Source organism: Indolivaga alginatilytica, from assembly GCF_003201355.1.
In the GTDB taxonomy this organism is placed as follows: domain Bacteria; phylum Bacteroidota; class Bacteroidia; order Bacteroidales; family Dysgonomonadaceae; genus Dysgonomonas_A; species Dysgonomonas_A alginatilytica.
In genome coordinates this window covers 231,802-258,233 of sequence record NZ_QICL01000003.1, presented here as the reverse complement: position 1 = coordinate 258,233, position 26,432 = coordinate 231,802, and the positions used below count along the sequence as shown (strand labels likewise).

Below are 26,432 nucleotides of genomic sequence, written 5' to 3'. Positions count from 1 at the left end.
TGCTACTTCATGCTACCCCTCGACTTGCATGTGTTAGGCCTGTCGCTAGCGTTCATCCTGAGCCAGGATCAAACTCTTCTTTGTATATCTTTTTTTATATTCTTAGAAGTTCTTGTCTGTCTATTTACTCTTGGTTCTTGACGAATTTTTAAGTTAGATTCTAATATAATTAGTCTCTACCCGTCTAATGCTATGTTCTTGTTTTTATGTATAACCTTGTCAAGGATCGCTTCTGTTTGCTTTATTTCTAAACCATCTCTCGGTTCTAAAGCGAGTGCAAAAGTAGTCCACTTTTTAATACAATCCAAATATTATAGAAACTATTTTTGAAAGTTTTTGCAACTCATTCCTTAACTACTATCAAAACAGTGTTTTACAACAGAAAAAAAATCATCAAAAAGAAAAAGTTGGTATAGCTTTACTTTCGATAGGGGAATAATAAAGCCTTTGCTCACTATAATCCAGATTTTGCTCCAGTTCTTTTCTTACCTCCAGTGCACTCCCTTCAATAGAAATCCGCCCTTCTTCTAAAAGTCCTATATGCGTACAGACCTTCTCTATGTCGCAGATACTCCTATTAGACATAATAATTGTTTTTCCTCTTTTCTTTATCTTTAGAAGTAATTTACAAACGTTCTCCTTCGAATCATTATCTAAACCTCTCAATAGATCATCAAAAATGAGCAGATCGGGATTATGAAACAAAGCAAGGCCTATACTTAATAACTTCCGTTGAGTCATAGTTAATTTTTTCACCTTTATATTGGTATGCTTTGTCAACCCTGTAAATCGTAAAATTTCCGCAATACGTAAATCGCCAAAACCAAAAAGCATATCTATATACTTAAAGTTTTCCTTCACTGTTAGAAAATTTTGATAATACGGCAGATCAATAATAGCACCTGCCATCTGTTGAATCTTATCTCTCTGGTCATAGAGATCCTGACCTTTGAGATATATTCTTGATGAAGTACTCTTTAATAGACCTAAAATTAATTTTAATACTGTTGTCTTTCCCGATTTAGGTTTTCCTACAAGACCATAAATACTGCCTTCAGTAATAGACAGTTCAAAGTCCTTCAGAATGAACTGTTGTTTATAACAAAAGTCCATCCTTTCGATTTTCAAAATGTTCATTCCCCCAATTTTATTAAATTCCCCAATAAATACAGGGCAAATAAACAAAAAAAAACCGCACCAAGGACAACAACATCCTAGTATTTATAGGGGGTGGAGAGCAATAAGCAGAAAAAATGATAAAAAAACATGGATTTTTATGTTTCGCATTATTCTTAGTAAAATAAAAACTCCTTTTAACAAATAGAAACAATCTACTAACACAACAAGAAACAGGCTATCCAGGATGCAAAGCAGCCTTAAGTCTCTATCCCATCCTATTCCTTAATAACATACTCAATTTTTTGAAGCAATTTTTTGCTTGCAATCAGCTTCGATAGATTTAAAATAAACGGATTTTAGAAAAAACAATATGAGGTAAAGGCTAACATGAATCTAAAACAAAGTATAGTACGATCATGAGGTTTGGCCATTTAAAACAAACTTTGATACTAACACATGATAGATTACTTTCTTTTTATACAGTAAGCATAATATATAATGTATAGCATATACTAAGTTGAGTCGATAAATAGAGAAAAACACCGATTTACACGTCACCTCTCTTTTCTTATAAATACTAAAGAAAATATCACGGAAGCTAAAGAAGGGTGATATAAGATTCTGGAAAAATATCATAAACGACCAATCTATAACATTCTACAATCCATTAAGCAGGTCGGCTAATGTTTTCTCAATTGATATAAACACCATATTTTCTATTTTTTTTCTAATTTAATTTTCTTTTTCTCCCTTTCTTAATAGTTAAAAAAGAAAAACTGAAACCTTCCCTAAGTTTTTATCTTTATTCAGATTAAAACTCAGATCAAGGCTTCAGCTATACTATATAACATGAGGCTCTCCAGCAAGAGGCCTTATATCTACAGAACTTGTCTAATGTTATCTAACTTTTCCGGAATGAGGTTTATATTATAACACCTACCCCATTTGTTTTTTAAGTACAGATACACAAAGACAAAACAATTTAACTCCTGTATACAACATTAAAACAGAGGAACTTTACTGAACAGCTTTAATACGCTTAGACTAATTGGGAAACCAATAATAGTCAATCATATCTTAAGCCTTAGCAAAACAACTCTCTTATCTATTGTTACAGATTCAAAACCTCTCAAAAGATAGACCTCGGATAACGCTAGTAATTTATGTAAGTACAAGAAATACAGTCTTACTAGAGCATATTAACTAAGAAACAGAAAAAATTAAGGAAAGTCAAAGGAAGCTGTGTTTTATAAGAATCTTATAAGACAACATATTTAAAATATGATAAAAATCAACCTTTTCCCTCTCTTAATATTTCAAAAACTACCTAAAAGAGATGCCTACAGACCTTTTCTCAAACTACTAAGAAATTAGTCTTGCACACTTTTTCTAGTGATCCTTTCTTTACTCGTCTCGTTTTCGTTCCCAGAGGGCATTACATCGGAATATATTACGATACTGCTCCACAATTTTTGAAACGCAAATTTCGAGATTTCAATATTCTTATTGATTACGGGATCATAGAAAACAACATTCCCCTCAGCACCCAGATTCTTCAGAACAACGTAACGGCCACCATCTATCCTTAGATGCAGTATTCCTTTCCGTTTGTCTTTCTTCAAGGTATCAAAATCAGAATAATAAGTTTTACAACTTAGATCGTAATCTTTCAGTATATTGGATATTGCGAGAATAGAAGAATCTTTTTGCTCAAAATCTAGTTGAACGCCAATCACTTTTCTATTGTGCACAACATTGCATAACGAAAGGTACGTTGACACGAGATTCACCATGTAGGTACTACGTACATTCATAACAGAAAGAATTTTAACAAATTTATATTCAAACAACCAACTTTATCACAAAGTAACAATAAATTTCCTAGTTATGCTATAACCTTTTTATCATCTTTTCTTGTCTTTAGGTAAAACAAGGGTATATTTCAATATATTTAACATAGAAAAAAGTGATTTACGAATATAATCGCATTTTTTAGAGAGTTTAAATATGACATATATTAACAAATACACAGCTAAATTAACCTTTAAGTATGCGTTAATTTTAATAGCACAATAACTACACTTAAAACATGTATCTTATAAATAGCTATATTTGTACGTTGTGTATATAGAAGTTTAATATAAAAATGTTATGCCAGAAAAGAAACATCCTCTTTATCAATTCAAATATTGTCCTAAATGTGGGTCTAATCACTTTGTTGACAACAATTTCAAATCAAAATGCTGTGAAGACTGTGGTTTCATTTATTACTTCAATCCTTCATCTGCAACCATAGGAGTGATTTTCAATGAGAAAAACGAAATATTAGTCGCAACCCGAGCCCATGAGCCGGCAAAAGGCACTTTGGATCTTCCGGGGGGATTCGTGGATATGAACGAGACTGCCGAAGAAGCCGTTATCAGAGAAATAAAAGAAGAAACCGGACTTGATGTATCTGCTGCTCAGTATCTCTTTTCTATACCTAATTTATATATGTACTCAGGCTTTGAAGTTGAAACAACTGATTTGTTCTTTTTATGCAAAGTAGACAGCAATGCCCGGTTTGCAGCAAATGATGATGTGGCTGAGCTTAAATTTTTACCGTTATCCGATTTAAATCCCTCTTTATTTGGACTACGCTCCGTTAAGCAAGGGATCGCAAAAATACAAATGATGAATTTATGAAGAAAATACTACTTATTACGGGGATAGGAATAGCATCTACCCTACAGTTAACTTATGCTCAGAAGGGAATCAATAACGAGCTTCCCGAGAGGCTGTTTTTACAAGGTAAAGAAATGTTTCTCGATAATAATTTTGTGGGGGCTCAGAACACCCTTACTGAGTTTAAAAGATTATCCAAAGACAAAAATGCTGAACTAGAAGCTGACTACATGATTGCAGCTGCATCCTATTTCACAGGTAAGGGGAATGCGGTTGACGTTCTTCGTGAATATCTGGATACCTACCCCGAATCTTATCATAGAAATGATATTTGTTTCTACATAGGATCGTCTTACTTCAATGAGAAAGACTGGTCTAAAGCCCTCTATTGGTTCGAACAGGCTGATGTTGCATATCTGGCAACTAAAGAGCAAGAAGATTACACTTTCCGCTCGGCGTTTGCCAATCTTCAGGAAGGAAAAAGATCTGTTGCAGCTAATCAGTTTGAATTATTGGCACGTAACAGTAATAAATATTATGAGCCTGCCACCTATTACAAAGCATACATAGATTTTCAGAAAGGCAAATACGATAATGCTCTTGCCACATTTGAGCGTCTTAAAAACAGTCCTGAATATAAAGAACAATCTTTATTCTTTATAACACAAGGGTTATTTCTTAAGAATAACCTGAATGAAGCGATTAATGCAGGGCATAATTACCTGAACACATATCCTAATAACAAAAACTCGGCAGAAATATATCGTATTCTGGGTAATGCTTATTACAGGCAGGGTAATATAAACGAATCTATTTCGAATTACGAGCAATATCTGGCATCCGAATCTAAACCGTTTGCGGAAGATATGCTACAACTGGGAATTGCATACACACAAACAGGCGATTATCAGAATGCAATAAAAGCACTGCAATTTGCCGCTTCAACAGAAAATAAACTCGGGCAGACGGCGTATATGCTGCTTGGGCAAAATTATTTGAAGGTAAATGACAATGCAAATGCCCTAATGGCTTTTGATGCAGCATCACGTGTACAGTTCGATCCATCGGTCAGCGAGGTGGCTCTGTATAATTACGCTATGCTGGTTCATAAGACTTCGTTATCTGTTTTCGATCAATCGATTACAGTTTTACAGCGTTTCTTAAATGAATATCCGAATTCAAAATATGTAAACGAGATAAACAATCAATTGGCAGCAACCCTACTTTCTACGAAAAACTATCAGGCTGCACTTACGGTAATTGACAAAATGCGTAATCCGGGAAGACAAATAATCGAAACTAAGCAGACTATTTTGTTTCAACTTGGGGCGCAGGATTTTATTGACGGAAACTACGATCAGGCAATCCAGCGTTTCAATGCTTCCATTAATTTAGGCAATTATGACGTTAAGTCTAAAAATGAATCCTATTTCTGGAGAGGCGAAACCTATTATCGCGAGAATAATTATCCGGCAGCTGTAAAAGATTATCAAACATATCTTTCGGTATGCAATGCTTCGGACGATAATTATAGCAATGCATTGTATAATCTCGGTTATACGTATTTCAATATGAAGCAATATTCCAATGCATTAAACAGTTTTAAACAATATGCTTCTCAAGAAAGAAACAGGCAACTGATGACATATTCTGATGCATGGAATCGTATCGGCGATATTTATTTATTCAACCGCAATTTTATTGAGGCTGAAAATGCATACTCACAAGCATCGATAAATAATCCTCAAAGTGCAGAATATGCAGACTTCCAAAAAGCATTTGTACTAGGCTTGCAGCATAACTACAACGGCAAGATTGCGGCACTGGATGTGATGATGAGAAAATATCCCGACTCACAATATTATGATGATGCCATGTATGAAAAGAGCCGTGCTCTAATTATGCTTAACCGTGAGACGGACGCAATTCCTATTCTGACCAGAATTCTTAACGACTACCCCAATTCGAATGTGGCTACACAGGCAGGCGTACAATTAGGTCAGTCTTACTACAACAGCAATAATCCTCAGAAAGCAATAGAGGCTTATAAGCAAGTGGTACAAAATCATAAAAATTCGGAAGAGGCTCGTATTGCGATACAAAGTCTTGAAGGAATTTATCGTGATATAAACGACATCGGTTCTTATGCCAGCTTTGCGAATTCTTTAGGCAATGGTATTATAATTACCGCCAGCCGCCAGGATTCATTATCTTATCTTGCCGCCGAAAACATATACATGAAAGGTCATGCAAGTGAGGCAGCAAATGCAATGAACAAATACCTGCAAGCTTATCCACAGGGGCAATTTGCCGGAGATGCACATTATTATATCGGAGCAATAGCCTATAATAAAAAGGATTATGAAACAGCACTTCAGGCATTCAATAATACTATCAATTCGGGTAATTCAAAAAATCTGAATAAAGCACTCGCTCTTGTTGGAGAAATACAACTAAGCAAAGGCAACAATCAGGCAGCATACAATGCGTACAAAGAGATGATGCGCACAGCAGCCAGTGCCGATGATAAGAGTACAGCTCAGTTGGGTATGCTTAAAGTAGCTAATAGTCTGAATAAAGATGTAGAAGTAATTACCGTCGCAACAGCTTTATTATCTCAAGGAAAAACATCACCCGAGGTAGTGAGTGAAGCGCGTCTTTACAGAGCTAAAGCATATCTGAATACAGGAGAGACAAATAAGGCTATAGATGATCTCCAAAAGGCGGCAAGCGATACACGCAGCGTATACGGAGCCGAAGCCCAATATCTTCTGGCGAAAACATATCTGAAAAACGGTAATTATGATAAAGCTGAGCAACAGGTTCTTGGTTTGATGAAGCAGGGAACACCTCATGCTTACTGGATGGCACAATCTATCATTGTATTGTCGGACACCTATCTTGCTAAAGGAGATAAATTCCAGGCGAAGCAATATCTTGAAAGCCTGAAAGCCAACTATACCGGAAACGAAGCAGACATTACGACAATGATAAATGATCGTTTAACTCAATTAAATAAATAATTTTAAATCAGTCAACAGTTAACAGTCAGCAGTCAACAGCCAACACTTTCTCGTTTACGTGTCAACCCGTTTACTTGTTTACTGAAAATTACTTAAATTAAAAGATAATGAATACATTATATAAAACTTTATTTATTAGCACATTGGGACTAAGCGTTGCATCAGTTAACATTGCAGCTCAAACCGCCGCTAAGGATACAACCCTAAACCGTCAGGTATCTCTCGAAAGAGAATACACTCCCACAATACAGGATGCTTCAAAAATCAATACGCTTCCCGCTCTTCACGAACCGGCCAAAAAGCAATACGATATAAAATTCGAAAATAGTATCCCTAATACAAATATCACTTCTCACCCGATTGGGGACACCGGTTCGGGAGATATCAAAACCGATATTGCTTTTAGCAAACATCGGGGATACTTTTTGTTCGGAGCAGGAATGTACTCTAATTTAGACGGTGCAGCCGGATATAGAATTGTTGACTCCGAGAATGACCGGTTTGATCTCTTTGCGACTCACAACTCGACTGACGGTAACATCAAATACTTAAACCCCAATTTTCTTTTTGACCAAGCGAAAGCCAAGAACATGGAGAACCTGATCAAGGCGAAATATAGCCATAAATTTGAGTCGCTGACATGGTATTTAAACGGTTCGTTTTTCAACAATACCTTTAACTATTATGGTAATCCGTATATATTCAGCTCGCCCAACCAAGATGCTTCCATCTATGAAGGTTTTATGAAAAATAATCAGGGAGTAAATGTTATTGAGGCGGAAACGGGAATAACTTCAACAGAACATAGTGATGCCATGTATTATTCTGCAAATGTAAAATATAATAATTTCACATCTAAATACGGTCCTGATATCACGACTGACGGCGTATCCGGAAGTATATTTGATGCAATGGTTAATATTGCAACACCTGTTCAGACAGATCATAAAGCAGGAGTCGAAGGAGGCGTTTTCTTTCAATCGTTTAGCAACATCGACTTTTTACCTTTATTAAATACAGATCCGTTTCATAACCTGACTATTTTTAAAGCTAAACCTTATTATAGCATTGATGGAGGAGACTTCAAACTATCACTCGGAGTCAATATCAACTGGGCTTCTGATATACAAAACAAATTTGTGGCTGCTCCCTCTATCAAAACATCCTGGAATTTCGATGAGAAAAGTTTGTTGTATTTTAATGTAGGTGGCGGTATCAATGATAATAATTTCGTGGAAATGAATCGGGTGAACCGATATATCAACCCTGCATCACGCGTTTTTATTTCTCAAACATTATACGATGCTCAGATCGGGGTCAGATCAGGAATTGTCAGTGGTCTCGAGTTCGATATTTTCGGAGGATATAAATATACTAAAGACGATCATTTATTTGTTCCATACAACGCTTCATCGTGGGGAAATGTATCAGAAATGCTGTATGCTAACTTAGGTGCCGGACACTTTGGAGGAGCATTAAAAACAAAGTTAATTCCTTCTACCGATCTTTCGTTAAAAGCAACGGGATATTTCTATAATGTCAGCAAATATACTTTAACGGATAATGCACCCGATAAAAAAGAAGCATGGGGATTACCAACCTTAACTTTCGATTTTAATGCTGATTTTTCATTTATTGATAATCTGACACTATCGGTTAATTACATATTCGAAGGCGGACGCAAGGCTTACGTAAATAATACTTCAAGCAATATGGCTAATATTAACGAGCTAAATATCAAAGGGAGTTATAATATCTTGGATTGGCTAACATTCTTTGTAAGAGCAAATAACATAATGAATCAGAAATACGAAAGGCAATACGGTTATACCAATCAAGGCATTAATGCCATGGGAGGGATAAGCCTAAAATTCTAAAAATAAAGCCCATATTATACAAACGCCCATAACTACCATTGTAGATATGGGCGTTGTCTTTTAATCGGAAAAATAAAAAAAGCTTCAAATCTGAGAAAAAAAGGAGATTTTAATTATAGCCTTGTCAGGTCTTTATGCCTTTATTTGCACTCAAATACAGTATATTCATACACATACATACGAATTTCAATTACTAACCGGAAATCTAAAAAAAAGTGCCAGGAAAACGCAATCCATAATATCTCAATTTATATAGGACTCTCCTTCTCCTATAGGCACATTCTTGGAACAAAAAATCTTTCCTTTATTTAGGAAAGATTTTTTTGTTTCTTCGTGCATCCCAAATCATACATTTTATTATCTTTACACTGTTTTTGGTGTTATTCTATTACAATTCCTGATAGAATAATGAAAAGGGAATCCGGTGCAAATCCGGAACAGACCCGCTGCTGTAAGCTTCATAAGGAGTTTCTAAACAATACTCCAGCCACTGTCGGAACAGTCTACGGTTAACAGAGAACGGTCAAACAATTATATTGGTGACAGAACTGATAACTACTGATTAAAAAGATGGGAAGGATGTTTAGAAATGAAGCAAGTCAGAAGACCTGCCAGAAAGAATACAGGCAAAAGACTTTCGGGAAACAGAGTTGATGCAACATATCATTATAATAATGATAAAAACAAACAAAAAGATACTTTCAAAAAAAGCTATCGATTAAGATATGACCGGATCTTTCAAGTGATCCGACCATAGGCTAAAACTTGTGCAAAGATTTAAATACAAAGAATGGATAAAACATGCCCTTGTTGCTCATCAACATTTACTTGCAGAGTAGACAAAATAGAATTATGCAATTGTACCAAACTCAATCTGAGAGATGGAGTCAGGCAATACATCAAAACAACTTACGGAAACTGTTTATGCTTCGACTGCCTGAAAAATTTGAATGACCAATTTATAAAATTATCCAATGAAAAGACAAAGGATAAAGCAATCGATAAGTAAACCGAAATTAGTCTTTTATCGATTTTTCTAATACAAGTAAAATGATTAAATTTGAACTAGATTCTTGTTGGAAAAAATATCAGAAACAGATCATAAAAAAATCAAAGTAATTTCAACTATTTATTGCTACATTTAAAATCAGTTATCAGTTTGCAAGACCTGTCTGTTCGTAGCTTGTCTACTCGTAACCCGCAACTATTTAGCTATACTTGCCAAAGCAATAAAAAAATCTGAGAAGCTTAATAACTAAAATTATAAATAAAACCGAATAAACAATGCTAAACGAATTTACAATCAGTCGAGGAAAAGCAATGATTAATTTCTCACTGAAATATTGTGACAACCGTCAGAAACTTTTGAATAGTTATGGTTTTAAAAAAGTAATCGACTCATTTATTCAAGTATTAAAAAAAGACAATGTCATTATATATGACTATTATATTAAATACTTCAATAACAACGATGACGAATTTGCTCAATCACTGGTTCAAGTGTTCAAGTTTCTTACAGTGTGTGACGAAAACGAAATAGTAAAAGTAGACAACAGGTATTCGGTTTGCTTTTCGGATAAAGACCTTTTCATTGAACTGATCGAACTATTATATTCATACTGGAGACGGTTAGACCGCATCTCTATTGTACGCAATTCGAGCGTTGGAGAAGGTTTACAGGATGTTAGATTTACTCAGGCAAACTCTCAGTTTAATGATCTTATCCTTGCTACCTACCGCCGCATCGAAGAAACTGTTATGGGATTTCAACACAGGGTATACCGCCAGCTGATTGCAGGTGCGAACGCAGGGCTTATCCTGAATGACGAAGTATCATGGAATTGTCCTATTGAATACAAAGGGCTGGCAGCAGTGCCTTTTATAAGCACCGTGATATTTCAACCACCATTGATCACATATACTAAAAGAAATACACGCGACGGAATATTTCAGGAACATTCTTCTAACCCGATAGCAAATATCTCTTTAAATGATGACGAATGGTTTATATTTCCGGCTTGGGTAGGTAATATGCTTACTTTCGTTTATTTCCATAAAGACTTTATCGATCATGGTTTAGGATTGTCCAATCTGTTTGAATTGGCAACACCAAGCAGCTACATCGGTAAAAAACCCGATATGATTTATGTATTCGGTTATGCGGATGGGCACGAAGAAAAACGCACCTTCTACTACAAAGACAAACAAAATGATATTCTTATCGGATACGCAAACTATTGTGACGATATCGATTATTTCGGTTACATGAAAAAAATGCTACTAACCCTTCACAATGTGAAACAAATGGAGTATGACCGTTTACCGATACACGGAGCGATGGTAAACATTGCACTGAAAAACGGAAAAGAATCAAACATCATCATAATGGGTGATAGTGGTGCCGGAAAATCTGAAAGTTTGGAAGCATTCCGTAATCTGAACGAAAAATATATCAGACATATGCGTATCATTTTTGATGATATGGGTTATCTGAATATAGAAGCTGACGGTTCGGTAAAAGGATATGGTACTGAAATCGGGGCATTTGTCCGTGTTGATGACCTAGATCCTTCATATGCATATCAACAATTAGACCGCGGAATATACACGAATCCCGACAAAGTAAATGCTCGTGTTACGATTCCTGTTGCAACTTACGAGGTGATTTCTAAAGGATATAAAGTAGATTATATGCTTTATGCCAACAATTATGCTGAAACCGATCAGAAGATCACATTCTTTGATGATCTCGATAAGGCTATTGAGGTATTTGAGGACGGAGCAAGAAAGGCCAAGGGAACAACAAGCGAAGTAGGTTTGGTAAAATCTTATTTTGCAAATCCATTCGGACCTGTTCAGGAAAGAGAACTTGCCGAAAAACTGGTTCGCAGGTATTTTGGAAAAATGAATGATAATGGTGTTAAGATCGGAGAGATCCACACATCTCTGGCTATAGAAGGCAGAACAAAAGAAGGACCACGTTTAGCGGCAGAAGAATTGTTCAGTCTTATAAATGAATAAATAAGTAACAGCAAGTAATGAGTATAAGATGATTGAATCACAGCAATCTGTTGTACTTATTACCTGCCAGAATAACAAATAGGTCTGAGACCTTAATAAAAACAATGTAAACTATGAGTCAATCAAATTCTTTGATGAACGACAACATAGCAATGCTCGGTAAATTACTTGGTGAAACCATCAAGGGAGCATTGGGTGAAGGCACCTATGAACGCGTCGAAACAATTCGCCAATTATCCAAAGCTTCGCACAATGGAGACAAGCAAGCTCATGATAAATTGGTAGAAACTCTTCAAAATCTTCCCGATAAAGATTTTCTTCCCGTAGCACAGGCATTCAACCAGTTTTTGAATCTGACGAATACCGCCGAGCAATATGACACCATATCTCAGCATGCAATGGGAAAAGAAAATCCTGTAAACTTTGCCCGTATTTATGAAACACTAAAGAGTAAAGGAGCAAAAGACGAAGAGATAAAAAAAGCAATTGATGAAATATCAATAGACTTGGTTCTGACAGCTCATCCGACTGAAATAAACCGCCGGTCTTTGATTAATAATCTGAATGAGGTAAGTGATTGCCTTCAGCAGTTAGACCACGATGATATTGTAAGTTACAAGCAAGAACATATAATGAGTCGCTTGAAACAACTTATTATTCAATATTGGTTTACCGCCGAAATCAGAAAAGACAGACCAACGCCTAACGAAGAGGCGAAATGGGGTTATGATGTTATTGAAAGCAGCCTTTGGTCTGCTGTACCCTTTTTTCTGAAAGAATTCAATAAACAACTGGAAGCCTCTGTCGGGTATAAAATTCCGATCGATGCCCGCCCTATACATTTCACTTCGTGGATGGGTGGCGACCGCGATGGAAACCCCAATGTTACGGCAGTAGTTACCAAAGATGTACTGCTTCAAAGCCGTAAACGTGCAGCAGCTCTATTCTTAAAAGATATAGAAGTACTGGTTAAAGAACTATCGATGTTTAACTGTACTCCCGAATTCAGAAACTATCTGGGTGATTCCGAAGTACAGGAACCCTACAGGGCTTTAATGAAAAAACTTCGCTCAAAGCTCAAAAAGACAATTATCTATCTGGATGAAAAGATCGAAGGAAAGCACGTTACAGTAAGTGATGATATTATTCTCAGGAATGAGCAGCTATGGGAACCACTTATCAAATGCTACGACTCTCTCATCGCCTGTGGTATGGAAAGCATAGCAAATGATAAACTTCAGGACACACTTCGCCGTGTAAAATGTTTTGGAATTACATTAGTAAAAATAGATATACGTCAGGAAAGTACAAGACATACCGAAGCATTATCGGAATTGACTCTTTACTTAGGTTTGGGTGATTATGCTGCCTGGTCTGAAACCGAAAAGCAAGCTTTTCTGATAAAAGAACTATCTTCCAAAAGACCGTTAATCCCTCAGCAATGGGAGCCCGGTGCAGAAACAAAAGAGGTAATAGATACATTCAAAGTAATTGCAGAGACTCCACAAGGAGTAATTCCTGTTTACGTTATCTCGATGGCTCGTACCCCTTCCGATGTTTTAGCTGTACATTTATTGCTGAAAGACACGGGATGTCCCTATACATTACCTGTAGCACCATTATTTGAGACCCTTAACGACCTCAACAACGCTTCCGATGTTATGCAACAACTGTTGAATATCGGCTGGTACAGAGGCATTATCGGGAATAAGCAAATGGTAATGATCGGCTATTCCGACTCTGCTAAAGATGCAGGAGCATTAGCTGCAGGATGGGCACAATACAGTGCACAGGAAGCATTACTTAAAACATGCAACGATTGCGGAGTTACTCTTACCTTATTTCATGGTAGAGGCGGAACAATCGGCAGAGGCGGTGGCCCTGCTAAAGTTGCATTGTTCTCTCAACCTCCCGGATCGTTAAAAGGAGGACTTCGTGTTACTGAACAAGGCGAAATGATCCGTTTCAAACTCGGACTTCCTGATTTGGCTATAACAACATTATCTCTTTATGTAGATGCTATATTAGAAGCAAACATATTACCGCCTCCTGCACCGAAAGAGGAATGGAGACAGACAATGAATGAGCTATCCGATATTTCATGCAAGATATATCAAGACCTTGTTAGAAATAATGAAAACTTCATTCCATATTTCTATCAGGCAACACCCGAAGCCGAATTAGCAAAACTTCCCTTAGGTTCACGTCCTGCAAAACGCAAATCGACAGGCGGCGTAGAAAGCTTACGTGCTATTCCCTGGATTTTCGGTTGGTCGCAAAACAGGCTAATGCTTCCTGCATGGCTAGGAGCGGGACAGGCTTTACAGCAAATTATCGATAAAGGTAAAATGAATACACTGGAAACGATGTATCAGGACTGGCCTTTCTTCAATACCCGTATAAGTATGCTTGAAATGGTTTATGCAAAAGCCGACAGCCGTATTGCCGCCTACTACGATCAACGATTAGTGGATCGGGAAATTCAATATATGGGTGCAGAGTTAAGAGAGCAACTTGCTAAAGACACTGATACCATCCTGAATATTGCACACGATAAATCGTTAATGGAGAATTTGCCTCTTATAGCAAGCAATATTGCGATGAGAAATATCTACACAGTACCGTTGAATCTTCTTCAGGTCGAATTACTTCAGCGTGTGAGAAGTAATGAAGTACATCCCGATGAATTAGAACAAGCATTAATGGTTACCATTTCGGGAATTGCCGCCGGAATGAGAAATACCGGTTGATCTTATTTATAGTATCATAAAATAGAAAGAGGAATATAGTTCAAATTATATTCCTCTTTTTTATACAGTTAACAGTTATTTTACTTGTTTACTTGTAACTATATTATCTTTCCATAAGTTTATACCCTACTTTAGATATTGTAACTAATTCGACATAAGGGTTTCCTTCTAGATATTTTCTGATCTTATGAGTCAGATTATTTAAAGAGTGTTCTTTCTGATATACATCTTGTTCACCCCACAACAACCATACAATACTTTCTTTTGTCACAACTCCGTTTGCATTTTCACAAAGCAGGCGTAAAAAAGCCGCTTCTGTTTTTGCAACTCTAAGCTCCAGACCATCATATTCAATCACCTGATCGATAGGACTGAAAGAAAGACCTGAGAATACAAACTTCTTTGAACCCGATTCGCTTACTCTGTTTAAAAGATTATTTATTCGGGCCAGTAGTTCCTTTGTTCCGTATGGTTTCTTTTGATAATCAACATGCCTCAATTTCAAGCCACGCTCAATATCTTTGAAATGTGTTTTTCCTGTGGTAAATATGATAGGCAAAGACGAATTCGATAGCCTTACTCTTTCCGCGACATCAAATCCATTCATTTCTCCGGCTAAATCAACATCCATCAATATAAGATCAATAGCTTGTTCATCAATTGTTTCCATTACATATTCGCCTTTCTTCACATGTTGTACATCAAATCCTTCCACTTCCAGATTTTCTGATAGCATAAAGGCTAGATTTTCATCGTCTTCTACTAATAATATATTTGCCATAGACATAAGTTTGTAAAATGTGCTTAATAATAATCTGTTTTGCAAAGATAGTAAAGTTTAACTTACTCAAATAAATTAATATATTATTTTATGCGTTCTTTACCAAAGGCAAGCTAACAATAAACTCACTACCAACGTTTAGTTCACTCTTTACAGAGATACTGCCTCCATGTTTTTCGGCAATACGCTTCACATAATTCAAGCCTATACCGTGTCCTTTGGCATGAGAAGTTTTTCCGACACGCAAATATTTCTCAAAAATAATATTTAAATTTTCGGCAGAAATTCCAATTCCTGCATCTTTTACCGATATGCATACGTCATTATTTTCTTTATATAATCTGATATGTATATCAATACGTTCTTCTTTAGAATATTTTATAGCATTACCGATTAAATTAGAGACCATTTCTTCAATATGATTTTTATCGGCAAAAATCATAGGATCTTTCAATTCATTATCAACATCTATTTCGGGAGAACCGGGTGCGGTCTCTACAATCCTATCTGCAAGATCGAAAACAACTTTCACCAGATCGAATTCTGAACAGTGTAATTCGAAAAGCCCTTCGTCGTCTTGAGCCAGACTGAGAAACATTTCGGTTCGGCTTGTCATTTTCGCAATCTCCTCACCTACTATCCGCAACATACGAGTCCTTTTTTCCTCATTCAACAGTATTTTCTCATTACTTAATGAAGTCATTGACTGGCTTAAGACAGCCAAAGGTTGTTTAAATTCGTGAGACACTTCGGAGAAGAAATCATTCTTTAGATTCGCTAATTTTCGTTGCTTAGCCAGAGTTTTCTTTTGAATATGTAAGCTGTATACACAGAATATAGAAAGCAATAACGAGAGTACCAGCATCCAAGCCATCTGGGGGTATATCTTCCACATCGGATTAATAACAACCAACCGAAGTTCTTTATTTTGTTTAAGATCTAAAGGAATTCCTTTAGAAGACAATACATTGGAAACGCTCACAGATTTATGCAAGGAGGTTTCTATGACTGTATCTGATTTGACATCTACAATTTCAGAATAAAATTTAAGATTAATCCCATTCTCTGTTAAAAGAATCGCAGCTAAACTGTCTATTTCCTTTAAATTTATCGGATGTTTCATTCCTGCAAACTCTTCCATAGCCAAAGTCATAATAGAGACAGCTCTCCCATTTAGCTCTTTATCCATATCTTTTGTACTAATACGTCTAATCGATGTTGTATCAACTCCCGGAGGTGGAGTAGAACCAAAATACTTAATATCAGGAACACCTATATTTTTGTCTGAAGCTAAACGGCTATTCAAATCTGCATTGTATACTGATTCTGTAACCAGATTCAACTCTCTTTGAAGCAAGTCTACATTCGCCTGAAATAAACGATAGACTAAAAAAGCTTGAGATAAAAATATCACAATAACAGCTAATATTGAAAAACGGGTCATATAGGCATACTTCATAAAGTAAAGGTATTAAATCGTTTAATTGTGTAAACAATATACTGAGAATCAAATATAAGACAAAAATAAAGAAAACGGAAAAAATTAATATTATATAAAAGAAAGAAAAAATTAGAAAAAACAACACAAACATTTAACCCCAACAAGCTCTCTATCAAGAAAAAAAGGAGTATTTTATTATATAAACATCTGATAAACAGAACTATCTTTGTTTAGGAAGTAAGTAATAAAAACATCAAAAAAAAAATAATCATGAAAAAGAAATCAATCAAAAATTTCAAAAAATTAGAAAATAAAGACTTAAAAAAGATTAAAGGAGGAGGTAGCCACTATGTATTAGTGAATGGTGAATGGGTTTTAGTAGGTTAATAAAAAATTATAATAAAAAAAGCTAGCCGTATGACTAGCTTTTTTTATTATAATTAAGTAGCCTAAAATATTTAATGCATATTTAATCAACATAATTATCTCTGGTTCTTATGCCCGGTCAAAGCAATAAAAAGGTCTGCGACCTTACTTCAAATGCACCTCAACTTTTTGCGTAGGTCCACCCTCTTTATTCCTCTTATCTACAGAAGCAACAAAATTCTCTGCTAATAAAGCAAAAGCTGCTCCCGTTACCGAATTTTCGTTCAAAGCCACAGGGCTACCGGTATCGCCACCTTCACAGATACTCTGTACAATAGGAAGCTGACCCAATAAAGGAACATTCATTTCCTCCGCCAGATTTTTAGCTCCGTCTTTTCCGAAAATGTAATATTTATTTTCGGGCAGTTCGGCAGGTGTAAACCATGCCATATTTTCGACCAATCCTAAAATCGGCACATTTACCTTTTCATTGGTAAACATATCGATACCCTTACGAGCGTCGGCCAAAGCAACCTCCTGAGGTGTACTCACCACTACAGCGCCTGTAATAGGGAGCGTCTGCACCAATGTTAAGTGTATATCGCTTGTACCCGGTGGAAAATCAATCAGAAAATAATCCAATTCGCCCCAGTTACCATCGGTTATCAATTGTTTTAAAGCATTACCTGCCATAGCTCCACGCCAGACAATAGCACTTTCTTTCTTTACAAAGAAACCTATAGAGAGCATTTTCACACCGTATTTATCTACAGGAATTATCATTTCCTTATTTTCGACAAGCTCTAAAAAGGGTTGTACATCCTCTACATCGAACATTTTGGGCATAGAAGGCCCGAATATATCGGCATCGAGTACACCTACTTTATAGCCTAGCTTTGCCAAAGCAACAGCCAGATTAGCTGTAACCGTACTCTTACCAACCCCACCTTTACCCGATGAAATAGCAATTATGTTTTTAACGTCCGGTAATAATCTCGGAGGGGCAGGCGGAGGGGCAACTTCATTTGTTTTAACCTCAATATTTCCCTTTATATCGATATCGGGACTTATATATGTAAGGATAGCCGTTTCGCAGGCTTTAACGACAGATTTAATGAAAGGATCGTTAGGCTTTTCAAAAAGCATAGAGAAACTAACCTTATTGCCTTCGATATGAATATCGTCAGACACAAGCCCCATTTCCACGACATCCTTACCCGTTCCCGGATAACGCACATTACGAAGTGCATCAAGAACTAATTTAGGATATATTTTCACACTCATTATCTATTTATTTTAATTGAATTCTTTACTGTTTAAGGTCACAGACCTATTTATCGCTAGTTATTCATGTGCCCGCTTTGTCAGAATCTGGGAATTACTTCTCCCAAAACTCCGGTAGCTGTCTTGTTCTATTTCAATTTCAGGCTCCAACCATTCTTCTTTAGGAGAGTATTCAAACTTGATATATTTTATATTCAACCCCCGTGCAATCCATTGTTGCTCGTAAAAAGTTTTGATACTCAAAATATCATCCACTAAATCCGAATTGTATAGATCATCAGTCTTAAATAAGACATTCAGCCGATTCAACGCCACCATTTCGGAAGTGTAAGTAAACATGAAATTGCTATCCGACTTAAGGTGTATCACACCCTCCGGCTTAAGAAACTGTGCGTATAATTTCATAAAACGAGTCGAAGTCATTCGTCTGTTTACTTTATTCATCTGAGGGTCAGGAAAAGTTATCCATATCTCGGAAATCTCTCCTTCTTCAAAAAAGTTACTCAACAACTCGATATGCGTTCTCAAAAAAGCAACATTAGATAGTTCTTCTTCCAAAGACTGTTTAGCTCCCGACCACATACGGGCTCCTTTGATATCAACTCCTATAAAATTATTTTCGGGATACAGTTTTGCGAGTCCAACTGTATACTCACCTTTTCCGCATCCCAGTTCAAGGATTATAGGATTGTCATTTTTAAAAAACTTTTCATTCCATTTGCCCTTCATCTCAAATCCTTTTTCCTGCAATACTGCAAATGGATATTGAAAGACATGAGGGTATCCCTCCATATTAGCAAACTTTGCTAATTTATTCTTTCCCATATTTCAACTCTCTTACAACTGTCAACTATTTTTATTTACCTATTAAGAACCAAAACACAAATATACATTAAAATCAGTGTACTGTAAATACCTCGATTAGACTAATAAACCAGAAAACTAAATCATTCTTTAAAACTTCTTTCATTGTATATTTGTTTAAATAGCAAACAGGGCTTCAACGTCCTTTTAAGATCATAAAATAACAAACATGGACTACGAAATAAAACATAATGCAGGAGAGGAAAGATTCGAAGCATTAGCAAATCTGCAAATTATAGGAGTAATCAATTATTACAAGGAGAATGATGTATTGGTAGTTACCCATACAGGAGTAGAATCTAAATACGAAGGGCAAGGAATTGCAGGTGCATTGACTAAATGTTTATTGACTTATATAGTAAAAAACAACTTGAAGGTAACGCCATTATGCTCCTATACAAAAGCATATATAGACAGGCATCCTGAATACCAGAACTTACTTCAAGAGGAATACGAATAAAAAAAGAATCACTTCAATTGAAGTGATTCTTTTTTATATTTTAATTTTCGGGATTGTTTACTTATATGCGAACTTATCCCAAGTATAGACTTGTGGAGTATCTTTCAGAAAAGGTTTTAATATTTCATAATCGTCTTTCGATAGATAATTCTTTATATCGTAAATTGCTGTAACATTCTTATCGGAAGGAGAGAATTCGAGCTTAACGGGAGTCATATCTAATGATGCATATGCATTTAGAAAATCATCGGAAGTGCGATCTATATCATTCTTCAAAAAGGTGTCTTTAGTTATCGGAGGAAATAGATCCGGCTGCCCCAAAGGGTTCCAATCTGTTGTATAGAAATCGATTCGACTATCGCATGCCGGACCGCAAACGGTGGTTATTACTCCTATTATTTGCGAATTATTTACCAACGACAATAATTTAACCTGTAACGTTCCAACCTTAGAGGTTTGCAAGGCAATGTAATCATCCGTAAAGCCCAGACGCTTCACTGTGTCACCCACTGCATTTACAATAACAGCCCCAGCCGTATCCTTTTCGGGAACAATCAGTTGCTTACGTTGCTCCAGAGTTACACCGATCAACATATTATCGGGCATACCAATAACCAGAGGTGCTATATTTTGTGCATGAGCCGCCAAGCCTAGAAAAAATAAAGAAATTATGTATACTATTTTTTTCATCTGTTGTGTAATCGTCTAAGGCCTCAAGCCTGTTTGTTGCTTTAATGAGAATAAAAAGGCATCAGGCCTCAAATACCCTTTGTTAATTATTTTGTACCCAAATATAGGAAAAACATTCCTATAATAATTAAGATCAGATCCATCGCCTTCCCTTTTAAGTTTTTTTCATGGAAGAAGAATACTCCTCCGATAAAAGAAACGACTACAGAACCACGCCTCACCATAGATACGATAGAAATCAGTGCATCCGGCTTGGTTAGTGCATAAAAATAAACGAAGTCGGCTATAGTCAGGAAAAGCGATACAAGGAGAATACTCCATTTCCAGCTAAAAGCAGTCGAGTTTTTCCGCTTCGGATACCATAATATCACCAGTATCACAAACATCATGATACATTGATAGAGGTTATACCAGAATTGCACTGAAGTGGAACTGATTCTCTGCATCAGGTATTTATCATACAACCCACTGGCTGCACCCAAGATGGAAGCAATGAAGATGAACAGTATCCACTTATTCTGACGAAAATTAATTCCTTCCTTTTTTCCTGTAGCCGATAATAAAAAGAACGAAACAATAGTCAGTATAACACCTATCCACTGATAAAAGTTGAGACGCTCTCCAAATATAAGCAATGCACCCACCAAAACCATCACGGGACGGGTTGCATTAATAGGCCCTGTTATCGTCAACGGCAGATGCTTAACAGCAAAGTAACCGAATATCCAAGATGACAATACGATTATTGATTTGAGTATGATATAAAGATGAGCCTCGAAATTGACCGTTGGGACATAAAAAATAGTATTTTCGATAGTTGCAGGAACTACTCTTGACAACAAAAACAAGGGCAGAAGAAACAAGGTACAAAAGAACGTATTCAGGAACAATACGGGTATTACCGCATTATTATGAACCGCCATTTTTTTATTTATATCGTAACACCCTAAAAAGAAAGCCGAAAGAAACGCTAAACCTAACCACATATTTTTTTTTGTATTTAAGCTCTCAGAGCTTTTTATTGCTTTGGCAAGTGTGACAAATAGAGTCTGTTACAATTATGAAATATAGCAATAAATATTTTACATTAATTTCACATTACTTATATCTACCTACGACTTCTTTAAGGTCATGTGCAAGCATATATATCCAAGAACTCCCGCAAGAAGAGAACTTGTCAGAATTACTATTTTTGATGTATTTATTATTTCCTGATCATCGAATGCCAATAAGGTAATAAAGATCGACATGGTAAATCCTATCCCCCCGAGTAATCCTGCACCAATCATATTATACCAGTTGACTCCTGTTGGCAGTTTCGACAACTTTGCCACAATAACAATCAGAGATGCCAATGTAATACCTATCGGCTTACCCAAAAGCAATCCGCTAAGAATACCTAACGATATAGGTTCGGCAAAAAGGGTATGCCAATCCGATGATATGGTTACAGCTGTGTTTGCCAGTGCAAATACGGGGAGTATAATAAAAGTAACAGGAAGGTGTAGTTTATGCATTACCATAAAAGAAGGAGATCGTCCGTCCTTCCTGTCAGCAGAAGGTATTACCAAAGCAAGCAATACTCCGGCTATAGTCGCATGAACACCCGACTGTAACATGAAATACCACATTGCAGCACCACCTATAAAATAAGGTATAAGCGAATGCACTTTAAATCTGTTCAATACAGCTAGAAAAGCGAATATTCCCAATGCAACAGACAAGTCGAGGAGCATAAGATCTTTGGTGTAGAAGATAGCAATAACCATAATTGCTCCCAAATCGTCAACCACCGCCAGAGCCATTAAAAACACCTTCAATGATGTGGGCACCCGTTTTCCCAATAACGATAATACTCCTAATGCAAAAGCAATATCGGTTGCCATAGGTATACCGACACCCGATTGAGTGGGTAATCCCAGATTGAATAGCAGAAAGAATGCTACGGGAACTATCATTCCTCCCAAGGCTGCGGCAACGGGCAATATTGCATTTCGGGGACGGGAAAATTCTCCGACGGCCACTTCCCTTTTCAGTTCGAGACCGATCATTAAGAAGAAGATTGCCATCAGACCATCGTTAATCCACAATTCGAGACTGAGCCCTGCAAATGGAATGTGCCAGAAATGAAGGTACTGTTCCTTAAAAGCCGAGTTTGCTATTATCAAAGAAACTATCGTACAAATTATCAACACGACACCTCCGGATTTCTCGTCCGATAAAGCTTTTCGTAATGGTTTTAAAAACATTCTATTCATTTGATTAGGGTTTTTAATTTAGCTGAATATTACATACAGTTTTTTCCATATATATTATCATACTTTTTTCATATCCCTAGATTCTATCACTTATGTATTACCCGAAAATTTCATCGGGATATTCAATCTCTTCCAGAAATAAAGCATGCCCCGGAACCGAGCATCCTGCAACACCTCTGTCTTTGGCTTCTATTATTCTTCGCATTCCTGCCTCATCCAGTTTTCCTCGTCCGGCCTCTAGTAGTGTGCCGACAATTGCACGAACCATATTTCTCAAAAAACGGTTTGCCTTGATTGTAAATATGTAATCATCGCCCTGTTGCTCCCATCGGGCATACATAATAGTACAATCGTTTGTTTTAACATCGGTATGCAATTTACTAAAGCTTGTAAAATCTATGTAGTCGAATAAAATTTCACTGCACCTATTCATTCTGTCTACATCGATATCGCCGTGTACCTTATATTTATAAGGATACATAAACGGATCTTTTTGTGTAGTCATATAATACCGATACAAACGAGATGCAGCATCGAAACGGGCATGAGCATCTTCTTTAACCCTGACAACTTTATATATTACAATATCCTTTGGTAAAACACGATTCAGTTTTTCTGTCAGCATGACGGTATCTCCTACCTCAGCATCAAAATGAGCCATCATTTGTCGGGCATGCACTCCTGCATCGGTACGACCTGCACCCAGAATGGGCGTGGGTACACGTAATAAGGTAGCTAAAGCCTTTTCGATTACTTCCTGTATCGAAAGTCCATTTTGCTGAATCTGCCATCCGCAATAATTAGTGCCATTATAAGCCAAGTACATAAAATATCTACTCATTGCCAACCTTTCTTATCTGACTGTTATATGAAAACAAGCCTGTTTTTTCTCATGCACAATATAACATTGATCTCTTTGTCTAAGGTCGTGTAATACTTCGCCAAGAATAAGTTTCAGACGATCGGTACTTACATCGTTATCACCTTTAGGCCCTCTCTTTTCAAATCTTTTCCACGAAATATCAAAAGTCGTGCCATAGCAGTGTGCCGAATTATTACTTGCATTACCATTCCGTTTGGTCAGGGAAGCAACATCATCGAGAGTACGGGTTACACTTGTTACGACTAATTTATAAACCGGCAGTTTCTTACTGATAAGGGAATCTCTGAAATTCGAACTGATTTGCACCAACAGTTTAGAAGCATCGCCCACCAGGTAAGGAATCGAATGTTTGAGTTTGTCTATTTTATATAAATCCAATTCCATAGGCAAATGTACCATATCATTGAGATGCTTAGCTGTATCGCCTCTTACCCCCATAGGTAAAATACCTTTTCGCTGAGCTGCCTCCAAATGTAATTCGGGCATATCGTTAAACGACTTATACGCCCCCCTGAATCGGGTATACGTTCTGGTTTCGGCATTATCGACTGATGCAGATTCTTCTTTTTTACCCTTGCAAGCTCCGAATAGGAAGAAAAAAACGGATAAGAAAAATAAAATACGAAAATTCATCAATATTCTTTTAATAAAAGTGCTCATTCTGAAATATCCGACTTACAACAGGATATTATTTATCCGGGAAAGTCTATGAAGTAATAGAGTCAATTCAATAGATAACTATATATCTAATTCATAACGATTTGTTTTTAATCACACTATTTCAATGGAATATACTTTTATTGGATATAAACTCTACTATAAAACTGATATCGCACTGTTTTATAATTATAACTATCTATCGTTATTACATTTGCCAAAGAAATAAAAAGGTCTGAGACCTTTGAGTCACAAAATTAAAGAAAATAAACGATTTTCGGATTAACCGGGGATGTTAAAACAAATGGATTTCAGATTATGAGGTAAACCAAAAATCATTTCATACCTTTGCAGGCTCAAAACCAAAGGTTACGATAAGGTTTCAGACCTTTTTTGTTGCTTTGGTAAGCATAACAGCAATAGTCTGTTATAATTCGAAAGTATATCATCAAATACTTTCATTTATTTATAGAGCTATGAACACGGATTTTTTAAAAACATTCAGACCGCAAATTATTGACTCCTTAAAAGGTTATAATAAGGAGAAATTTATGGCCGACCTCATGGCCGGTCTAATTGTTGGAGTTGTTGCACTTCCCCTCGCTATTGCATTTGGTATCGCATCGGGAGTAAGCCCCGAAAAAGGACTTTATACGGCTATTATCGCAGGATTCATAATTTCCGTATTTGGAGGAAGTACCGTCCAGATCGGAGGTCCTACGGGCGCATTTATAGTAATCGTATATAATATTATCGAACAATTCGGTTTTCAGGGATTAGTTATCACGACGGTCATGTCGGGTATAATCCTCATCCTGATGGGAGTCGTAAAACTGGGAGTCGTCATCAAATATATTCCCTATCCTATTATAGTCGGTTATATGAGCGGTATAGCCGTCACGATATTTTCCACTCAGATAAAAGACTTTTTAGGGCTTGATATTAAAAACATTCCTCCTGATTTTTTGGGTAAATGGCAACAATACATTCTTAATTTAAATAGTACAGACCTTGTTACCGTTGGTATTGGAGTCTTAAGCTTACTCATCATTATCTTTGCACACAAAGTATCGAAGAAAATTCCGGGTTCGCTTATAGCTGTTGTCCTTGTAACAGTGATTGTATATTTTCTTCGTTATTACCTCAATATCGATACGGTTCAAACAATTGGCGACCGATTCAGCATAAACAGCGAATTACCCCACATACAAGGTATTACTTTTAGCATAAAAGCTATTAATACATTATTCCCCTATGCCTTCACATTGGCAATTCTCGGATCAATAGAATCGCTCATCTCAGCTAATGTTGCAGATGGCGTTACGGGCGAAAAGAACAATTCGAATATGGAACTGATAGCACAAGGGCTTGCCAATATTGTAGCCCCCCTGTTTGGCGGTATACCTGCAACAGGAGCTTTAGCTCGCACTATGACCAATGTCAGCAACGGTGGACGAACCCCTATTGCAGGCATAGTTCACTCTACATTTTTATTATTAGTGGTTCTTTTTTTGGGAAGTTTAACCCAACATATACCCATGGTCTGTTTAGCTGCGATACTTATTGTTGTTTCCTATAACATGAGTGAATGGAGGTCTTTTCTGGCTTTACTGAAAAATTCTAAGGCAGATGTAATGGTATTGGTTACCACATTCTTATTAACTGTAATTTTCGATTTAACTATTGCCATCGAAATAGGTTTATTGCTTGCAGTATTCTTATTTATGAAACGTATTATGGATGTCACCGAAGTCTCGGTTATCACGGACGAACTGAATCCATCGGACAAGGAGGGAGCCTCATCGGATGACAATCTTATAATACCCAAAGGCGTTGAAGTGTATGAGATTGACGGCCCATTCTTTTTTGGTATAGCCAATAAGTTTGAAGAGAGCATGCGCGTTATAGAAGATAAGCCTTTGGTCAGAATTATACGTATGCGTAAAGTTCCCTTTATTGATTCCACCGGAATGCACAATCTAGAGAGTTTATGCAAAAAATCTCAGGATGAAGACATAAGAATGATACTTTCGGGAGTAAGACCAAACGTAAGGGCAGCACTCGAAAAATTCGGATTCTGTGAACTGCTAGGCGAAAAGAATATATGCCCCAATATTAATTTAGCTATGGCAAAAGCCGAAAAAATATTAAGAGAACAAGCTGCGGCAAACAAAACACCGATCGATTAGAGTACGTCGTACTATTTACAACAGAAAAAAACAGGCAACAAAACAGATGGATTGTAAAAGCAGTAAAATACAGCAATAAAATATTTTACATTACTTAAAATAAAG

At 36.6% G+C, this 26,432-nt stretch carries 20 protein-coding genes, 1 rRNA gene and 1 riboswitch; of the genes, 9 read left to right on the top strand and 12 right to left on the bottom strand.

Features of this window, described 5'->3' with window-relative positions; genetic code table 11:
* From CLV62_RS05115 to CLV62_RS05100, 3 genes are all read right to left on the bottom strand, one after another.
* Positions 1–84, bottom strand: a 16S ribosomal RNA gene (locus CLV62_RS05115); the annotation flags it as partial.
* A gap of 309 nt (positions 85–393) precedes the next feature.
* Entirely contained in the window at positions 394–1,137 is a 744-nt protein-coding gene (locus CLV62_RS05110; protein WP_110309697.1) for an ATP-binding cassette domain-containing protein, read from the bottom strand.
* Between the two features lie 1,352 nt (positions 1,138–2,489).
* A complete protein-coding gene (locus CLV62_RS05100) occupies positions 2,490–2,933 on the bottom strand; it encodes a cysteine peptidase family C39 domain-containing protein (RefSeq protein ID WP_110309695.1) in 444 nt (147 codons plus the stop codon).
* Between the two features lie 337 nt (positions 2,934–3,270).
* On the opposite strand from CLV62_RS05100, the gene CLV62_RS05095 reads away from it, so the two are divergent.
* From CLV62_RS05095 to ppc, 6 genes are all read left to right on the top strand, one after another.
* Positions 3,271–3,804: an NUDIX hydrolase gene (locus tag CLV62_RS05095; RefSeq protein ID WP_110309694.1), complete on the top strand. Its 534-nt coding sequence runs from the start codon at positions 3,271–3,273 to the stop codon at positions 3,802–3,804.
* Complete coding sequence (locus CLV62_RS05090; RefSeq protein ID WP_110309693.1) at positions 3,801–6,806, top strand: tetratricopeptide repeat protein; 3,006 nt, start codon at positions 3,801–3,803, stop codon at positions 6,804–6,806. The genes CLV62_RS05095 and CLV62_RS05090 overlap by 4 nt, the downstream gene beginning before the upstream one ends.
* A gap of 107 nt (positions 6,807–6,913) precedes the next feature.
* The gene (locus CLV62_RS05085; RefSeq protein WP_110309692.1) at positions 6,914–8,683 is read left to right on the top strand and encodes a TonB-dependent receptor; all 1,770 of its coding nucleotides are present in this window, start codon (positions 6,914–6,916) and stop codon (positions 8,681–8,683) included.
* 358 nt (positions 8,684–9,041) lie between these two features.
* A riboswitch (cobalamin riboswitch) is annotated at positions 9,042–9,313 on the top strand.
* Between the two features lie 160 nt (positions 9,314–9,473).
* Entirely contained in the window at positions 9,474–9,692 is a 219-nt protein-coding gene (locus tag CLV62_RS05080) for a cysteine-rich CWC family protein (RefSeq protein ID WP_110309691.1), read from the top strand.
* Between the two features lie 275 nt (positions 9,693–9,967).
* Positions 9,968–11,704 (top strand): phosphoenolpyruvate carboxykinase, encoded by a 1,737-nt coding sequence (locus CLV62_RS05075; protein WP_110309690.1) that lies wholly within the window; start codon positions 9,968–9,970, stop codon positions 11,702–11,704.
* 113 nt (positions 11,705–11,817) lie between these two features.
* Positions 11,818–14,454: a phosphoenolpyruvate carboxylase gene (gene ppc, locus CLV62_RS05070; RefSeq protein ID WP_110309689.1), complete on the top strand. Its 2,637-nt coding sequence runs from the start codon at positions 11,818–11,820 to the stop codon at positions 14,452–14,454.
* 103 nt (positions 14,455–14,557) lie between these two features.
* Here the strand turns inward: ppc and CLV62_RS05065 are convergent, their stop codons facing one another.
* Both CLV62_RS05065 and CLV62_RS05060 read right to left on the bottom strand, forming a co-directional pair.
* On the bottom strand, positions 14,558–15,235 hold the full coding sequence (locus tag CLV62_RS05065; protein WP_170120015.1) for a response regulator transcription factor: 678 nt from the start codon (positions 15,233–15,235) through the stop codon (positions 14,558–14,560).
* An 88-nt stretch (positions 15,236–15,323) separates the two neighbouring features.
* On the bottom strand, positions 15,324–16,694 hold the full coding sequence (locus CLV62_RS05060; RefSeq protein ID WP_110309687.1) for a sensor histidine kinase: 1,371 nt from the start codon (positions 16,692–16,694) through the stop codon (positions 15,324–15,326).
* A 252-nt stretch (positions 16,695–16,946) separates the two neighbouring features.
* Between CLV62_RS05060 and CLV62_RS05055 the strand changes: the two genes are divergently transcribed.
* Positions 16,947–17,063: a ComC/BlpC family leader-containing pheromone/bacteriocin gene (locus CLV62_RS05055; RefSeq protein ID WP_110309686.1), complete on the top strand. Its 117-nt coding sequence runs from the start codon at positions 16,947–16,949 to the stop codon at positions 17,061–17,063.
* Positions 17,064–17,207: 144 nt separating this feature from the next.
* Here the strand turns inward: CLV62_RS05055 and CLV62_RS05050 are convergent, their stop codons facing one another.
* Positions 17,208–18,320 carry an Mrp/NBP35 family ATP-binding protein gene (locus CLV62_RS05050; RefSeq protein WP_170120016.1) on the bottom strand — a complete coding sequence of 371 codons (1,113 nt, stop codon included), beginning with the start codon at positions 18,318–18,320 and terminating at the stop codon, positions 17,208–17,210.
* 66 nt (positions 18,321–18,386) lie between these two features.
* The gene (gene trmB, locus CLV62_RS05045) at positions 18,387–19,151 is read right to left on the bottom strand and encodes a tRNA (guanosine(46)-N7)-methyltransferase TrmB (protein ID WP_110309684.1); all 765 of its coding nucleotides are present in this window, start codon (positions 19,149–19,151) and stop codon (positions 18,387–18,389) included.
* Positions 19,152–19,359: 208 nt separating this feature from the next.
* Between trmB and CLV62_RS05040 the strand changes: the two genes are divergently transcribed.
* Entirely contained in the window at positions 19,360–19,650 is a 291-nt protein-coding gene (locus CLV62_RS05040) for a GNAT family N-acetyltransferase (protein WP_110309683.1), read from the top strand.
* Positions 19,651–19,707: 57 nt separating this feature from the next.
* Here CLV62_RS05040 and CLV62_RS05035 read toward each other — a convergent pair whose 3' ends face one another.
* From CLV62_RS05035 to CLV62_RS05015, 5 genes are all read right to left on the bottom strand, one after another.
* Positions 19,708–20,340: a DUF3256 family protein gene (locus CLV62_RS05035; RefSeq protein ID WP_110309682.1), complete on the bottom strand. Its 633-nt coding sequence runs from the start codon at positions 20,338–20,340 to the stop codon at positions 19,708–19,710.
* A gap of 86 nt (positions 20,341–20,426) precedes the next feature.
* The gene (locus CLV62_RS05030; protein WP_110309681.1) at positions 20,427–21,326 is read right to left on the bottom strand and encodes an EamA family transporter; all 900 of its coding nucleotides are present in this window, start codon (positions 21,324–21,326) and stop codon (positions 20,427–20,429) included.
* 126 nt (positions 21,327–21,452) lie between these two features.
* Positions 21,453–22,598, bottom strand: coding sequence for a Na+/H+ antiporter NhaA (nhaA, locus tag CLV62_RS05025; protein WP_245904007.1), 1,146 nt, complete (start codon positions 22,596–22,598; stop codon positions 21,453–21,455).
* Between the two features lie 97 nt (positions 22,599–22,695).
* A complete protein-coding gene (gene truA / locus CLV62_RS05020) occupies positions 22,696–23,439 on the bottom strand; it encodes a tRNA pseudouridine(38-40) synthase TruA (RefSeq protein ID WP_110309679.1) in 744 nt (247 codons plus the stop codon).
* A gap of 12 nt (positions 23,440–23,451) precedes the next feature.
* Positions 23,452–24,114, bottom strand: a complete 663-nt coding sequence (locus CLV62_RS05015; RefSeq protein WP_110309709.1) for a DUF5715 family protein — start codon at positions 24,112–24,114, stop codon at positions 23,452–23,454.
* Positions 24,115–24,614: 500 nt separating this feature from the next.
* On the opposite strand from CLV62_RS05015, the gene CLV62_RS05010 reads away from it, so the two are divergent.
* Positions 24,615–26,327, top strand: a complete 1,713-nt coding sequence (locus tag CLV62_RS05010; RefSeq protein WP_110309678.1) for a SulP family inorganic anion transporter — start codon at positions 24,615–24,617, stop codon at positions 26,325–26,327.
* Positions 26,328–26,432: the final 105 nt, after the last annotated feature.